We start from the raw sequence: 14,851 nt of genomic DNA, 5'->3' as shown, positions 1-14,851 counted from the left end.
AGCCTACGGGCGCTCCTGGACCTTCGAGGACAGCTTGCCGTCCCGGAAGCACAGCTTGTACTGCAGGTCCGGGTTGTGCGACGTCCGGAACCGCGAGCAGCCGTCCACACCGAGTTGCCCGACGCCGAACTGGTCGTAGATGTCCTCCTCCCCGGTGGCGCCCACCTTCAGCGAGTCGAAGTACGGCGCGTTCATCTGCGTCGGGTTGAGCAACGCGAAGAGCAGCAGCACGAGCAACGCGCCCGCGATCGGCAGCAACGCCAGCAACCCGAGGCAGCCGCCACCCAGCACCCGCGGCACGGTCAGGACCTCGGCGGCGAGCGGCGGAGGTACCTCGGCGACCTCGGAACTGGCCTGGTCGGCCTGGGCCGGCGGGTGCAGCGGGACGTCCGCCGCCACCCGGAAACCGCCCTCGACCGGCGGGCCCGCGCTGAACGAGCCGCCGAGCAGCCCGACGCGTTCCTCCAGTCCGATCAGGCCGCGCCGGGTGCCTTTGCCGGGAGTCGCGGGCGACGGGCCGTTCAGCACCTGGATGCGGGCCCGGCCTCCCTGGACCGCGACCTGCACCCGCGTCCGGGCGGACGGCGCGTGCTTGGCGACGTTGGTCAGGGCCTCGCGGACCACCCGGTGCACGGCGCGGCGGGTGCGGGAGTCGGCGCCGTGCAGGTCCTCGCCGGACCAGTCGAGGGACGCGGCGAGCCCGGACGTCTCGACCAGCGCGGCGATGTCGGAACGGGTGCCGGTGTCCTCGTCGAGCGACTCGGGTTCGGGGTTCGTCCGCAGCACGCCGAGGATCTCGCGCAGTTCGGCCATCGCGAGCGACGACGTGGTGCGGATCAGCTCGGCCTGTTCGTGCAGTTGAGGGGCCTTGCGGGCGGTCGTGAGCTCCAACGCCCCCGCGTGGATGGAGATCAGGCTGAGCCGGTGCCCGAGCATGTCGTGCATCTCGCCGGCGATGTGCGCGCGTTCCTCGGAACGGGCCGACGCGGCGGTCAGCGCACGGGCGCGTTCGAGGTACTCGTTGCGTTCCTGCAGCAGCCGGACCATCGGCCTGCGGCGGCCGAGCAGCATGCCGGAGACGGCGGGGAAGAGCACGAAGAACACCGAACCGATGACCGCACCGGCCACCGCCTCCCAGAACGGCATGCTCCGGGAGCTCTCCTGGACCAGGGTGAACGCGGACTGCAGCAGCACCATGATCCCGAGCAACGCCCACAGGCGCTTCACGGGCGTGACGCGGCGGCACGCGGTGAAGACCACGAACGTCGTGATGGCCTGCGCCCACAGGTTGTTCACCGCGAAGAGCGGCCCGGTGAGCAGCAACGCCCACTCGGGTTTGCGCGGTGCGAGCCACACGAGGGCCGCGATCCACAGCGCGGTCGCGACGGTCAGCGCGGGGTGGGGGACCGGTGCCAGCGGGGCGACCAGCGGCACCAGGCCCACCAGGAAGGCGAGAGACGGCCAGACGAACCTCATCGGGCCAGCTCCTTCTTCGAGTTCAGCAGACCCGACTGCCGGTCGAAGCACAGTTCGAAGTCACGGCTGGGGGAGTCCTGCACGTGGTAGCGGAAGCACCCGCCGTTGTCCGAGAGCACGCCGAAGCCGTACGTCTCGGTGATCTCCTGCTTGTGCGTGACCGACGGCTGGAACGCGTCGAACTCCTGCCGGGTGATCTCGCCGCGGCTGAAGATCGCGACGACGAGCAGCACGAACACCGTGCCGAGCGCCGGGACGAGCGAGAGCGTGGCCAGACATCCGCCGCCGACCACGCGCGGCACGGTCAGGATCTCGGCGGTGATCGGCGGCGGCGCCTCCACCACGGCACCCGACGCACCGGTCTCTTCCTGCACGACCGGGTGCAACGGCAGGTTGGCGGTCACCCGGAACCCGGCGCCGGTCGGCACCTCGGCGAGGAACGATCCGCCGATCAGCGCGACGCGTTCCTCCAGGCCGATGAGCCCGCGCCGGGTCCCGGCACCCCTGGGCGCGGCGCTGGGACCGTTGACGACCTCGACCCGCACCCGGTCGGCGACGTCCACGGACACCCGCGTGCGAGCGGACGGCGCGTGCTTGTGCACGTTCGTGAGTGCTTCACGCACGACCCGATGCACAGCCCTGCGAAGGCGTGCGTCGGCATCGGCCAGATCAGCGCCTGACCAGTCGAGGTGCACGGAGAGGCCTGCTGCCGCGGACGCCGCCACGAGCCGTTCGACGTCCGCGCGCGTACCGGCGTCCTCGTCGTGTTCGGAGGAGGTGCCGAGCACGCCGAGGATCTCGCGCAGTTCCTCCATCGCGACCGCGGACGTCCTGCGGATCAGCTCGACCTGTTCGCGCAGTTCAGGGGCCTGTTCGGCGGCGGACTGCTCCAACGCGCCCGCGTGGGCGGTCAGCTGCCGGAGCCGGTGGCTGAGCATGTCGTGCATCTCGCTCGCGATGTGTGCGCGCGTGGCCGACCTCGCGGTGCTCGCGGTCAACGCGCGCGCGTGTTCCAAGTAGTCGTTGCGCTCCATCAGCACCTGCGTCAACGGCTTGCGCCGTCCGATGAGCGCTCCGGACACGGCGGGGAAGACCAGCAGGAAGATGACCGAGAACAGGGTGCCGAGCACGTACTCCGTCAGGCTGTCCCCGGCACGCCACGAGTGCAGGCCACCGAACGCCGCCTGCAACACGGCCGTGACGCCCACCAGCGCCCACAGCTGTCCCTGCGAACGGACCGACCGGGCAGAGCGGAAGACGACGAGCGACGTCGGGGCGATGGCGAGCAGGTTGTTGACGCCGTTGAGGGGAGCGGTGAGGACGATCGCCCACCGCGGCCAGCGCGCGCTGATCGGCACCAGCGCGGCCGCCCACAGCGCGGACGCCACGACCAGCCACCAGTGGACCGGCCTGCCGAGCGGCGCGAACAGCGTCACCAGCGCCAACAGGAGGGCACCCGCAGCCCACAACCCGTCGCGCACCTTCACGTTCACGCGGATCATCATCGTCGACCGCGTTCAGCGCCCCACAGCGCCAGGTGGCCCCGATCGGGTGGCCAGGTGGCCACGCTCATGTTGAGTGAGTTTGCATGACCGTGCATAATCATGCGCATGACAGTGAGGATCGCGGTCGCGGGCGCCAGCGGGTACGCGGGTGGCGAGCTGCTCCGCCTGCTACTCGGCCATCCGGACATCGAGATCGGCGCGCTGACGGCCGGCAGCAGCGCCGGCGACAGGCTGTTCCAGCACCAGCCGCACCTCCTGCCGCTCGCGGACCGACAGCTACAAGACACCACAGTCGAGACCCTCAAGGGCCACGACGTGGTCTTCCTCGCACTGCCCCACGGTCACTCAGCCGCGCTGGCCGAGCAACTCGGCGACGACACGGTCGTGATCGACTGCGGCGCCGACCACCGGCTGACCAGCGCCGACGACTGGAAGCGGTGGTACGGCGGCGAGCACGCGGGCACCTGGCCGTACGGACTTCCCGAGCTTCCCAACCAGCGGGACGCGCTCGTGGGCGCACGCCGCGTGGCCGTTCCGGGTTGCTATCCGACGGTGTCCTCGCTGGCTCTGGCTCCGGCCGTGGACCTGATCGAGGACGAGGTCGTCATCGTCGCCGTGTCGGGCACGTCCGGCGCAGGCAAGTCGTTGAAGGCGAACCTGCTCGGCTCCGAGGTCATGGGCTCGGCCAGTGCGTACGGCGTCGGTGGCGCGCACCGGCACACGCCCGAGATCACCCAGAACCTCTCGGCGGCGGCCGGCCGGCCGATCAAGGTCAGCTTCACGCCCGTGCTCGCGCCGATGTCGCGGGGGATCCTGGCTACCTGTTCCGCGCAGTTGAGGGAAGGCGCAAACGTTCGCGAGGCCTACGAGAAGGCGTACGCGGACGAGCCCTTCGTGCACCTCCTGCCCGAAGGTTTCTGGCCGACGACGAACGCCGTCCTCGGCTCGAACGCCGTGCAGTTGCAAGTCACCGTCGACGAAGACCTGGGCCGGCTCGTGGTCGTGGCCGCCGTCGACAACCTGGCCAAGGGCACCGCCGGTGCCGCTGTCCAGTGCATGAACCTCGCTCTCGGACTGCCGGAAACGACCGGCCTCTCGACCGTTGGAGTCGCTCCGTGAACCGCAACAAGGGCGTCACCGGACCCCAGGGCTTCCGGGCCGCCGGGATCGCCGCCGGAATCAAGGAATCCGGCGCTCTCGACCTCACGCTCGTCGTGAACGACGGGCCTTCCGACTCCGCCGCGGGTGTGTTCACCACGAACAAGGTGAAGGCCGCGCCGGTGTTGTGGTCGCAGCAGGTGGTCCAGTCCCGGCGCCTCACCGCGGTCGTGCTCAACTCCGGCGGCGCCAACGCGTGCACCGGCCCCGAGGGTTTCCAGGACACCCACGCCACCGCGGAGAAGGTCGCCGAGGTGCTCGGCACCGGCGCCGTCGACGTCGCGGTCTGCTCGACCGGCCTGATCGGTGAGCGTCTTCCGATGGACAAGATCCTGACCGGCGTCGAGAACGTCGCGAAGGAGCTGGACTCCTCCGTCGAGGCCGGGCTCAACGCCGCCACCGGCGTGATGACCACGGACAGCCGCCCGAAGCAGTCGTGGAAGGCCTCCGAACAGGGCTGGTCCGTCGGCGGGTTCGTGAAGGGCGCGGGCATGCTCGCGCCGAACATGGCCACGATGCTGTCGGTCATCACCACCGACGCCAAGATCTCCGGCGACTCGCTCGACAAGGCGCTGCGCCTGGCCACTTCGAGGACGTTCGACCGGCTCGACGTCGACGGCGGCACGTCCACCAACGACACCGTGCTGGTTCTGGCCTCCGGTGCTTCGGGTGTCGAGCCTGCCTTCGAGGACTTCACCGCGTTGCTGACCGAGGTCGCGGGTGACCTGGTCAAGCAGCTGCAGGGCGACGCCGAGGGTGTGACGAAGGAAATCAGCATCACCGTCAGGCAGGCCGCCACCGAGGCCGAGGCCGTCCACATCGGACGGACGGTCGCCGAGGACAACCTGGTGAAGACCGCGCTCTTCGGAAGCGACCCGAACTGGGGCCGCATCGCGATGGCGCTGGGCCGCGCGGACGCGGAGATCGACCCGGACGTGCTGCAGATCCTGATCAACGGAGTGTCGCTCTACCGCAACGGGACCCGCGACCGCGACCGCAGCGAGGCCGACCTGTCGGGCCGTGACGTCGAGATCGTCATCGATCTCAACGTCGGTGACGCCGAAGCCACCGTGCTGACCACGGACCTGTCCCACGACTACGTCGAAGAGAACAGCGCTTACTCCTCATGAACGCACAAGAAAAAGCGGCGGTCCTCGTAGAAGCGCTGCCGTGGCTGGAGCGTTTCCGCGGCGCGCTCGTGGTCGTCAAGTACGGCGGCAACGCCATGATCGACGACGAGCTGAAGAAGGCGTTCGCCGAGGACATGGTGTTCCTGCGGCTGTGCGGCCTGCGTCCGGTCGTCGTGCACGGCGGCGGCCCGCAGATCAAGTCGATGCTCGACAAGCTCGGCATCCACAGCGAGTTCCGCGGCGGCCTGCGCGTCACGACGCCGGAGGCCATGGACGTCGTGCGGATGGTCCTGGTCGGCCAGGTCGGCCGTGAGCTCGTCGGCCTGATCAACCAGCACGGTCCTTACGCCGTCGGCATCTCCGGCGAGGACGCGCACCTGTTCACGGCCACGCGCCGTGGTGCTCTGGTGGACGGCGAAGAGGTCGACATCGGTCTCGTCGGCGACATCACCGAGGTCAACCCGGACGCGGTGCTCGACATCGTGCGTGCCGGCCGCATCCCGGTCGTGTCGTCGGTCGCGCCGGACATCCACGGCGTGCCGCACAACGTGAACGCGGACACGGCGGCAGGCGCTCTCGCGGTCGCTCTCGGCGCGGAGAAGCTCGTCGTGCTGACCGACGTCGAGGGCCTGTACGCGAACTGGCCGGACCGCTCGTCGCTGCTGAACGAGATCCGCGCGTCCGAGCTGGAGAAGATCCTGCCGGACCTGGAAAGCGGCATGGTGCCGAAGATGGAGGCCTGCCTGCGCGCGGTGCGCGGCGGCGTCCCGCAGGCGCACGTGATCGACGGCAGGCTGGCCCACAGCGTCCTGCTCGAAGTCTTCACCACTGAAGGTGTCGGAACCATGGTCTTGGGGGACAAGTGACCACGCGGTGGCAACAGTCCATGATGGACAACTACGGCACACCTTCGCTGCAGCTGGAACGCGGTGAGGGCGCGCACGTCTGGGACGCCGACGGAAACCGTTACGTCGACCTGCTGACCGGCCTCGCGGTCAACGCTCTGGGCCACGCCCATCCGGCGATCGTCGAGGCGGTCTCGACGCAGATCGCGAAGCTCGGCCACACCGGCAACCTGTACGTGAACGAGCCCGCGCTGAAGCTCGCCGAACGCCTGCTGGACCTCGCGGGGGAGCCCGGCAAGGTCTTCTTCTGCAACTCCGGCGCCGAGGCCAACGAGGCGGCGCTGAAGATGGCGCGCCTCACCGGCCGCACGAAGATCGTCTCCACGCTCGGCGGGTTCCACGGCCGCACGATGGGCGCGCTGACGCTCACCGGCCAGGAGCCGAAGCGCGCGCCGTTCGAACCGCTCGTGCCCGGTGTCTCGCACGTCCCGTTCGGTGACGTGGCGGCACTCGAGGCCGCGATCGACGACGACACGGCTGCGTTCATCGTCGAGCCGATCCAGGGCGAGCAGGGCGTCATGGTGCCGCCCGCCGGTTACCTGCAGGAGGTCCGCCGGATCACCTCCGAGCACGGCGCGCTGTTCATCCTCGACGAGGTGCAGACCGGCATCGGCAGGCTCGGCACGTGGTTCGCGTTCCAGCAGGCCGGGATCGTGCCGGACGTCATGACGCTGGCCAAGGGCATCGGCGGCGGTCTGCCGCTGGGCGCGACGATCGGCTTCGGCGCGGCGGCGGAGTTGTTCAAGCCCGGCCACCACGGCACGACGTACGGCGGCAACCCGGTGTGCTGCGCCGCCGGGCTCGCGGTGCTCGACACGATCGCCTCGGAAGGCCTGCTGGAGCACGTCTCGTCCGTGGGCAAGGAGATCGCCGCGGGTGTGGAGGCGTTGCACCACCCGGCGATCTCCGGTGTCCGGGGAGCAGGCCTGCTGCTCGGCATCATGCTGCGCGAGAAGGTCTCGGCGAAGGTCGCGGCGGCCGCGCAGAAGGCCGGTTACCTGATCAACCCGATCCAGCCCGACGTGCTGAGGCTCGCTCCGCCCCTGGTTCTGGAAGAGTCCGACGCGCAGGCCTTCGTCGCCGCGCTCCCCACCTTCTTCGAGGAGACGCAGTGACTTTGCGACACTTCCTTCGCGACGACGACCTGTCCACTGCGGAGCAGACCGCGGTGCTCGACCTCGCGGACACCTACAAGGCGGACCGGTTCACCGCGAAGCCGCTGGCGGGCCCCAAGTCCGTCGCGGTGATCTTCGAGAAGAACTCCACCCGCACCCGGCTGTCGTTCGAGGTCGGCATCGCGCAGCTCGGCGGCAACCCGGTGATCATCGACGGCCGCTCGATGCAGCTGGGCCGCGAGGAGACCATCGAGGACACCTCGCGGATCCTGTCCGGCTACGTCGACGCCGTGGTGTGGCGGACGTTCGCCCAGGCACGCATGGAGGCGATGGCCTCCGTGTCGCGCATTCCCGTGGTGAACGCGCTGACCGACGAGTTCCACCCGTGCCAGGTGCTCGCGGACCTGCAGACGATCCGCCGCCGTTACGGCAAGCTGGCCGGTCTGACGCTCACGTACCTGGGCGACGGCGCCAACAACATGGCGCACTCGCTGCTGCTCGGCGGTGCCACGGCCGGTATGCACGTCCGCATCGGCGCACCGAAGGGATTCGTGCCGAACCCGCAGTTCCTGGAGGACGCCAAGAAGCGCGCCGCCGAGACCGGTGGTTCGGTCGCGTTGATCAGCGACCCGCGTGAGTCGGTCGACGGGTCGGACGTGCTGGTCACCGACACCTGGACGTCTATGGGGCAGGAGAACGACGGCAAGGACCGCGTCGGCCCGTTCCGCCCGTACCAGGTGAACGCTTCCTTGCTGGAAGCGACGGGCAAGCCCGACTCGACGGTGCTGCACTGCCTGCCCGCGCACCGCGGCTGGGAGATCACCGACGACGTGCTCGACGGCCCGCAGTCGCTGGTGTGGCAGGAGGCCGAGAACCGGCTGCACGCGCAGAAGGCGTTGCTCGTGTGGTTGCTGGAGCAGTCGTCATGACCCGCACCGCCCGTCAGGGCCGCATCGTCGAGATGGTGGCGCAGCGTGCCGTCCGCAGCCAGTCCGAGCTCGCGAAACTGCTGGCGGCGGAAGGCATCGACGTCACGCAGGCCACGTTGTCACGCGACCTCGACGAGCTGGGCGCGGTCAAGCTGCGCGGCCCTGACGGCGGTGCGCCGGTCTACGTGATCCCCGAGGACGGCAGCCCCGTGCGCGGCGTCCAGGGCGGGACCACACGCCTGGTCCGCGTGCTGGCCGAACTGCTGGTGTCGACCGACTTCTCCGGCAACCTCGCGGTGCTGCGCACTCCTCCCGGCGCCGCGCAGTTCCTGGCCTCCGCGCTGGACCGCGCGGCGTTGCACGAGGTCGTCGGCACGATCGCGGGTGACGACACGATCCTCGTCGTGGCCCGCGAGCCGATGACCGGCGCCGAGCTCTCCGACCGGATCACCGCGCTGGCCTCGGGTTCCGTCGATGAATGAGCCCGTGCACGCCGTTCTGACGTTCGACGCGGGTGTGCCGGTGGCGGTGGACGGCGAGACCGTCTCCGTCGCCGAGGCCGTCCGCGAGCTCAACTTCCGTGCCGGCGTCGTGCGGTCCAGCCTGGGCTCGGTCGCGGTGCGGGTCGCACGGATGGCTTTGCCGTCGGGTTCCGGCGAGGTCGACGTCGCGCTGTACCAGGGGCGCGTGGTCGGTCTCGTCGCCCGTTCGGAAGAATCGCTTTACGACTTCGCCAGCTGAAAGTTGCGTGTGATGAGTTCTTTGTGGGGTGGCCGGTTCGAGTCGGGACCGGCCGAGGCGATGGCACGGCTGTCGCTGTCGACGCACTTCGACTGGCGGCTCGCGCCGTACGACATCGCGGGCTCGCGCGCGCACGCCCGTGTGCTGCACGCGGCCGGTCTGTTGACGGACGAAGAGCTTGCCGGCATGCAGAAGGCGCTCGACGAGCTGCTCGCCGACGTCGAGTCCGGTGCCTTCACCCCGGTGCTGGAGGACGAGGACGTCCACACGGCCCTGGAGCGGGGCCTGATCGACCGCGCCGGCACCGAGCTGGGCGGCAAGCTGCGCGCCGGCCGTTCCCGCAACGACCAGGTGGCCACCCTGTTCCGCATGTGGCTGCGCGACGCGGCTCGTCGTGTCGCTGCCGGCGTGCTGGACGTGGTGGACGCGCTGGCTCAGCAGTCCGAGACGCACTTCGGCGCCGTCATGCCGGGCCGCACGCACCTGCAGTCCGCACAACCCGTGCTGCTCTCTCACCACCTGCTGGCACACGCGCACTCGCTGCTGCGCGACGTCGACCGCCTGCACGACTGGGACAAGCGCGCCGCGTTCTCCCCGTACGGCTCGGGCGCTCTCGCTGGGTCGTCTTTGGGGTTGGACCCGGCGAAGGTGGCCGCCGACCTGGGCTTCTACGCCCCCGTGGAGAACTCGATCGACGGCACCGCGTCCCGCGACTTCGCCGCCGAGATCGCGTTCGTGCTGGCCATGATCAGCGTGAACCTCTCCCGCGTGGCCGAGGAGATCATCATCTGGACCACCGCCGAGTTCCGCTTCGCGGTGCTCGACGACGCGTGGTCCACCGGCAGCTCGATCATGCCGCAGAAGAAGAACCCGGACGTCGCCGAACTCGCGCGCGGCAAGTCGGGCCGCCTGATCGGCAACCTGGCCGGGCTCCTGGCGACGCTGAAGGCCCAGCCTTTGGCGTACAACCGCGACCTGCAGGAGGACAAGGAACCGCTGTTCGACTCGGTCGAGCAGCTGGAGCTCCTGCTCCCGGCCTTCGCGGGCATGGTGGCGACGTTGAAGTTCGACGTCGCCCGGATGGCCTCGCTCGCTCCGGCTGGCTTCACCCTGGCCACCGACATCGCGGAATGGCTTGTGCGCCAAGGTGTTCCGTTCCGCGTGGCCCACGAGGCAGCCGGCGCGTGCGTCCGCGCGGCCGAGTCCCGCGGCGTCGGCCTGGAGGACCTGACCGACGACGAGTTCCTCGCGATCTCGCCGGCCCTGACCTCCGAGGTCCGTTCGGTGCTGACCGTCGAGGGTTCCATCGCGTCGCGTGACGCCCACGGCGGCACGGCCCCCGCACGCGTCCGCGAACAGCTGGACGCACTCGTGGCGAAGGCTGCTTCCGCACGTGAGTTCTAGGCTCCTGACCAGGGAGGAGCTGGCCATCGACCCGGTCGATGCCGCCCAGCTCCTCCTCGGGTCGTTCCTGGAGGCGGGCGGCGTGCGGGTGCGCATCGTCGAGGTGGAGGCCTACCGGGGCGGCGACGACCCGGCGTCCCACTGCTACCGCGGCAAGACCCCGCGCAACGAGGTCATGTTCGGCCCCGCAGGCTTCCTGTACGTCTACTTCGTCTACGGCATGCACTTCTGCGCCAACGTCGTGTCCTTGACCGACGGCGTCCCCGGTGCCGTCCTGTTGCGCGCGGGCGAGGTGGTCTCCGGTGAGGACATCGCGTTCTCCCGCCGCCCGGCCTCCCGTTCCGCCGCCGAACTGGCCAAGGGCCCCGCACGGCTGTGCAAGGTCCTCGGGCTCGACCGCACGCAGAACGGCCTCGACCTGACGTCCGCCGACTCGCCCGTGCGTCTCTACGCAGGCGAACCGGCTACTAAGGTGTTCGCCGGCCCACGCGTCGGTGTCGCTGTGGCGATGGACGTGCCGTGGCGGTTCTGGATCGACTCTCCGGCCGTGTCGACCTACAAGAGAGGCGGCAAACGCCGCCCGTCAGCGTGACAGCCTGTCCAGCGCGGCCTTGAACTCCAGCTCCAGGGCAGGCTCCACCTCGAACACCAGCGGCACCGTCATGTCGATCCGCTCCCCGGCCGTCAACCGCTCCACCAGCGTGTCCGCCACCTCGCGCAGATCCCGCGCGACCCCGTGCATCGCCTCCAGCTGCCGGTCGGCGAAGCGCGCCTGCACCCTCGCTGCGGCACGGGCCTGCTCGTTCGCGTAACTGGTCCCGTGGATGCCCCGCGCCCAGTCGAGGATCTCGTCGAACGTCCGCACGAACAGCTCGCCGAGGTGCACGATCTGGTCCGCGTCTCCCGCCTCGCCGGCCCTGCCGAACGCGGCCTCCTGGGTGTCCGCCGTGAAGACCGACTCCACCGCCACCTTGATGATCTCGCTCAGCAGCACGTTGCGGTTCCGGATCAGGTCGATCCCGTTGCCGTGCTCGACGGTCCCGTTGCGCGGCGAGTAGCGCAGGAAGTGTTCGCGGTACTTCTGCTGCAACTCAGCAAGGCCTTGCGCCACAACGGTCGCGTAGAGCAGGTATTCCCAGCCGCGCGGCTTCTCCCGCACCAGCGCGGCCACCGACTTGGGCGTGATGGGCGTTGTCGAGGTGAACTCGGCGCGGTGCTGCGCGAGCTTCTGCACGACGGACTGCGCGATCACCTCGGGTTCGTGCACGCGCAGGTCGAGGAACCCGATGCTGGGCAGCAGACCCGGCACCTCGGTGTCGTCGAGCTTGATCGGCAGCACGTAGTCGTTCTGCTGCTCCAACGCCCACGCCTGCGCGGTCCTGCGTTCGTGCCGTGCCCACTTGTGCTCGACGTAGTGCCGTGAGGCGAACATCAGCACGTAGCGAACCTTGTGCGTCAACGTCTCCGCAGTGTGCTCGATCAGGTCGAGGCCCCACCGCGTGACCAGCTGGTCCTCGTCGTAGTAGACCTTGACGCCGAGCTCCGCCAGGCGCCGCACGATCGGCTCGACCTGGGCGCGGTCCTGCTCGGCGAAGGAAGGGGCGACGTCGAACTCGTACTCGGCCACCGGGCCAAGGTACGGGCCCGTTCGACGTTCTGGGGGACGTACGTGGAGAAGCTGCCGGCCGAACTCCTCGCCGCAGCCACGCTCACCGGCGAACGCTCACCAGCCAAGGCTCTCGACCGGGCCGAAAGCCTTGGCGTGGAGCTGCCGCGCCGCGATGTCAGCGAACGGCCGTAGTCCTGCGGTACCAGGCGCGCCGATGTCCGGCCGGCAGCGCGACGCGGGTGATCAACGCGGTCAGCAGACCACCGATGACCAGCCACAGCAGCGCGGCCAGGCCCTCGTTGAGCAGCGTGGCCACGGACGCGTTCTCCGGCGTGAAGAGACCGTCCAGACCGAGGGTGATGCCGTCCGCCCACCCAGCGACGAACTGGAAGAACCCGTTGCCGGCGTTCGCACCCGCGATCACCAGGAAGATGTGCACCAACAGCACGATGGCGAACGTCCAGCACACGACGTCAATGACCGCACAGACGGTCCGCACCGTCCGCACCCTGCGGTAGTCGGCGTCGCGCTCGACGACCTGCTCCTCGACAACCGGCTCGTTCACGCGCGGCATGTACTCGGTCTGCCGGCGTAACTCCGCATCACGTGGATCCGTCATGTCGATGGACTTCCCGCCCGGGTAGCACGTCGAAACCCGTTTCCCCAGCTGATGCCCAGAAGTTGCCCAGGCCGTCGCGGCAGTGTCCGCCCCACGCCTGCGCCTCGGCCAAGCCGCCGAGGCTCGCGCCGACCACGAACGCGCACCGCGGCTCGCACGTGACGCGAACACCGGTCACGCCGAGGCCGGCCGGGTCGGGTTCCGCATCGTCGTGGCTCAGGCGCTCACCGTGTTGCTCGACGTCCACCTCACCAGTGGCGACCTGCCCCAGGCACTCGCGTGTGGCGACCGCGCACCGCCATGCTGCTCGATCACGCCCTCCAAGCCGCCGCCCGTGCGCTGCTCAGGTAGGCGCCTCGAATTCGGTTTGGGCAGGTAGGGGAGAATGAGTGCCGTGAGCGAGCACATCCTTGACGAACTGTCCTGGCGCGGCCTGATCGCGACGTCCACCGACCTCGACGCACTCCGGAAGGACCTGGACGCCGGCCCGCTCACCCTCTATTGCGGTTTCGACCCGACGGCGAAGTCGCTGCACGCCGGCAACATGGTCCCGTTGCTCATGCTGCGGCGCTTCCAAAAGGCGGGGCACCGGCCGATCGTGCTGGCGGGCGGCGCCACGGGCATGATCGGCGACCCGCGCGACACCGGTGAGCGCACGATGAACTCGCTGGACACCGTCGCCGAGTGGGCCGACCGCATCCGCGGCCAGCTGGAGCGGTTCGTGGACTTCGACGATTCGCCCACGGGTGCGATCGTCGAGAACAACCTCAACTGGACCGGCCAGGTCAGCGCGCTGGAGTTCCTGCGCGACGTCGGCAAGCACTTCTCGATCAACGTCATGCTGTCGCGAGAGACGGTGAAGCGACGCCTCGAGGGCGACGGCATGTCGTACACCGAGTTCAGCTACCTGCTCCTGCAGTCGAACGACTACCTGGAGCTCAACCGCAAGTACGGCACCGCGCTGCAGGTCGGCGGCTCTGACCAGTGGGGCAACATCGTCGGCGGGGTGGACCTGATCCGCAGGGTCGAGGGCAAGCACGTGCACGCCCTGACCGCGCCGCTGGTCACCGACGCGGAGGGCCGCAAGTTCGGCAAGTCCACCGGTGGCGGCAGCGTGTGGCTCGACCCGGAGATGACGTCGCCGTACGCCTGGTACCAGTACTTCGTGAACGTCGACGACGTCACGGTGCTGAACTACCTGCGCCTGTTCACGTTCCTCACCCGTGAGGAGCTGGACGAGCTGGAGAAGCAGACCGCGGAGGCGCCGCACCAGCGTGCCGCGCAGAAGCGGCTCGCGCAGGAGTTCACCGACCTGGTCCACGGCGAACGCGCGACGCAGCAGGTCATCCTCGCGTCGTCGGCGCTGTTCGGCCGGGGCGAGCTGCGTGACCTGGACGCGTCGGTGCTGGAGGCGGCACTGGCCGAGGCGCCCAAGGGACAGGTGCGGCTGGCGGACGAGCCCACGATCGTCGACCTGCTGATCGCGTCGGGCCTGGCGGACAGCCGGGGTGCCGCGCGGCGGACGGTCAACGAGGGCGGTGCCTACGTGAACAACGCGAAGGTGACCGACGAGGAGTGGAAGCCGGCGCCGTCGGACCTGCTCCACGGCAAGTGGCTGGTGCTCCGTCGCGGCAAGCGCAACAACGCGAGCGTGCAGGTAGAGCTCTGACCTGCGCGTTCTGGTCGTAGAAGGCCGCCGATCCCACCTGGGACCGGCGGCCTTCGATGTTTCTGGCTGTGATCGCGGTCACAGTGTGCCGGGATCGAGCCTGGGATAGCTTGTTCATGGGTCCTGTACGGGGCTGCTGACCTGCGGTTTCTTAACCGCAGGCGGCCGTGGTGCCCCCGATTTGACCCTGCGTTGGCGTGCGTGTAACTTTCTCCATGTCAGCGAGAAACGGGCCGGGAACACCGGAACGGAGCGCGACGCAGATCACGAACCAAGCTTCCACGGACTGTGGTAGAGTGGGTGATCTGGAAACGACGAAGACCCAGCCGGTAGCTCTTCTGAGCTCAGAGGCCAAGGGCGTCGGAAGTTTCAACCACAAAGCTTAAGTACGACACAGCCCCGGAAGCGACATCTCTCCGTGAGACTAGCTGCGGTGTGCGCGTGTTCTTTGAGAACTCAACAGCGTGCCGAAACACAGCCAGTAATATATGAATTACCTCCTCGTCGAGGTAGTTCCTTTGAGGCAAGACTAGATTGATGCCAGACATATTCCGTCTGGAGCGATCAAACACAATCCTTATTGGAGAGTTT

Annotated in this window: 16 protein-coding genes; 12 read left to right on the top strand and 4 right to left on the bottom strand. The window is 69.1% G+C overall.

The window, feature by feature from the left end; translation table 11 throughout:
- Positions 1 to 3: 3 nt before the first annotated feature.
- A complete protein-coding gene (locus ACIRG5_RS15040; protein WP_402904967.1) occupies positions 4 to 1,476 on the bottom strand; it encodes a sensor histidine kinase in 1,473 nt (490 codons plus the stop codon).
- Entirely contained in the window at positions 1,473 to 2,969 is a 1,497-nt protein-coding gene (locus ACIRG5_RS15035; protein ID WP_402904965.1) for a sensor histidine kinase, read from the bottom strand. Before ACIRG5_RS15035 ends, ACIRG5_RS15040 begins: the two co-directional genes overlap by 4 nt.
- 117 nt (positions 2,970 to 3,086) lie before the next feature.
- Here ACIRG5_RS15035 and argC point away from each other — a divergent pair, with 117 nt between their 5' ends.
- From argC to ACIRG5_RS14990, 9 genes are read left to right on the top strand one after another with little or no spacing between them, the layout of a single operon-like run.
- Positions 3,087 to 4,100 carry an N-acetyl-gamma-glutamyl-phosphate reductase gene (gene argC, locus ACIRG5_RS15030; RefSeq protein WP_402904963.1) on the top strand — a complete coding sequence of 338 codons (1,014 nt, stop codon included), beginning with the start codon at positions 3,087 to 3,089 and terminating at the stop codon, positions 4,098 to 4,100.
- Positions 4,097 to 5,269, top strand: coding sequence for a bifunctional glutamate N-acetyltransferase/amino-acid acetyltransferase ArgJ (gene argJ / locus ACIRG5_RS15025; RefSeq protein ID WP_402904961.1), 1,173 nt, complete (start codon positions 4,097 to 4,099; stop codon positions 5,267 to 5,269). The genes argC and argJ overlap by 4 nt, the downstream gene beginning before the upstream one ends.
- Complete coding sequence (gene argB / locus ACIRG5_RS15020) at positions 5,266 to 6,135, top strand: acetylglutamate kinase (RefSeq protein ID WP_402904960.1); 870 nt, start codon at positions 5,266 to 5,268, stop codon at positions 6,133 to 6,135. The genes argJ and argB overlap by 4 nt, the downstream gene beginning before the upstream one ends.
- 20 nt (positions 6,136 to 6,155) lie before the next feature.
- Complete coding sequence (locus ACIRG5_RS15015) at positions 6,156 to 7,289, top strand: acetylornithine transaminase (protein WP_402906162.1); 1,134 nt, start codon at positions 6,156 to 6,158, stop codon at positions 7,287 to 7,289.
- Positions 7,286 to 8,218 carry an ornithine carbamoyltransferase gene (gene argF, locus ACIRG5_RS15010; protein WP_402904958.1) on the top strand — a complete coding sequence of 311 codons (933 nt, stop codon included), beginning with the start codon at positions 7,286 to 7,288 and terminating at the stop codon, positions 8,216 to 8,218. Before ACIRG5_RS15015 ends, argF begins: the two co-directional genes overlap by 4 nt.
- A complete protein-coding gene (locus tag ACIRG5_RS15005) occupies positions 8,215 to 8,700 on the top strand; it encodes an arginine repressor (protein ID WP_319976965.1) in 486 nt (161 codons plus the stop codon). The genes argF and ACIRG5_RS15005 overlap by 4 nt, the downstream gene beginning before the upstream one ends.
- A complete protein-coding gene (locus ACIRG5_RS15000) occupies positions 8,693 to 8,959 on the top strand; it encodes an argininosuccinate synthase (RefSeq protein ID WP_402904957.1) in 267 nt (88 codons plus the stop codon). The genes ACIRG5_RS15005 and ACIRG5_RS15000 overlap by 8 nt, the downstream gene beginning before the upstream one ends.
- Before the next feature lie 12 nt (positions 8,960 to 8,971).
- Positions 8,972 to 10,363, top strand: a complete 1,392-nt coding sequence (argH, locus tag ACIRG5_RS14995) for an argininosuccinate lyase (protein ID WP_402904955.1) — start codon at positions 8,972 to 8,974, stop codon at positions 10,361 to 10,363.
- A complete protein-coding gene (locus ACIRG5_RS14990; RefSeq protein ID WP_319976963.1) occupies positions 10,353 to 10,955 on the top strand; it encodes a DNA-3-methyladenine glycosylase in 603 nt (200 codons plus the stop codon). The genes argH and ACIRG5_RS14990 overlap by 11 nt, the downstream gene beginning before the upstream one ends.
- Here ACIRG5_RS14990 and ACIRG5_RS14985 read toward each other — a convergent pair.
- The gene (locus tag ACIRG5_RS14985; protein ID WP_402904953.1) at positions 10,947 to 11,990 is read right to left on the bottom strand and encodes a toll/interleukin-1 receptor domain-containing protein; all 1,044 of its coding nucleotides are present in this window, start codon (positions 11,988 to 11,990) and stop codon (positions 10,947 to 10,949) included. The two genes, ACIRG5_RS14990 and ACIRG5_RS14985, sit on opposite strands and share 9 nt — an antisense overlap.
- 42 nt (positions 11,991 to 12,032) lie before the next feature.
- On the opposite strand from ACIRG5_RS14985, the gene ACIRG5_RS14980 reads away from it, so the two are divergent.
- Positions 12,033 to 12,164 carry a hypothetical protein gene (locus ACIRG5_RS14980; RefSeq protein ID WP_402904951.1) on the top strand — a complete coding sequence of 44 codons (132 nt, stop codon included), beginning with the start codon at positions 12,033 to 12,035 and terminating at the stop codon, positions 12,162 to 12,164.
- Here the strand turns inward: ACIRG5_RS14980 and ACIRG5_RS14975 are convergent.
- The gene (locus ACIRG5_RS14975; protein WP_402904950.1) at positions 12,148 to 12,591 is read right to left on the bottom strand and encodes a hypothetical protein; all 444 of its coding nucleotides are present in this window, start codon (positions 12,589 to 12,591) and stop codon (positions 12,148 to 12,150) included. The two genes, ACIRG5_RS14980 and ACIRG5_RS14975, sit on opposite strands and share 17 nt — an antisense overlap.
- An 82-nt stretch (positions 12,592 to 12,673) precedes the next feature.
- Between ACIRG5_RS14975 and ACIRG5_RS14970 the strand changes: the two genes are divergently transcribed.
- Both ACIRG5_RS14970 and tyrS read left to right on the top strand, forming a co-directional pair.
- Positions 12,674 to 12,970, top strand: a complete 297-nt coding sequence (locus ACIRG5_RS14970) for a hypothetical protein (protein WP_402904948.1) — start codon at positions 12,674 to 12,676, stop codon at positions 12,968 to 12,970.
- Between the two features lie 15 nt (positions 12,971 to 12,985).
- Entirely contained in the window at positions 12,986 to 14,260 is a 1,275-nt protein-coding gene (gene tyrS / locus ACIRG5_RS14965; RefSeq protein WP_402904946.1) for a tyrosine--tRNA ligase, read from the top strand.
- Positions 14,261 to 14,851 lie beyond the last annotated feature (591 nt).

Origin of the sequence: Lentzea sp. NPDC102401, from assembly GCF_044765805.1 — a bacterium.
GTDB classification, from domain to species: domain Bacteria; phylum Actinomycetota; class Actinomycetes; order Mycobacteriales; family Pseudonocardiaceae; genus Lentzea; species Lentzea sokolovensis.
This window is presented reverse-complemented; position numbering and strand designations above follow the sequence as displayed.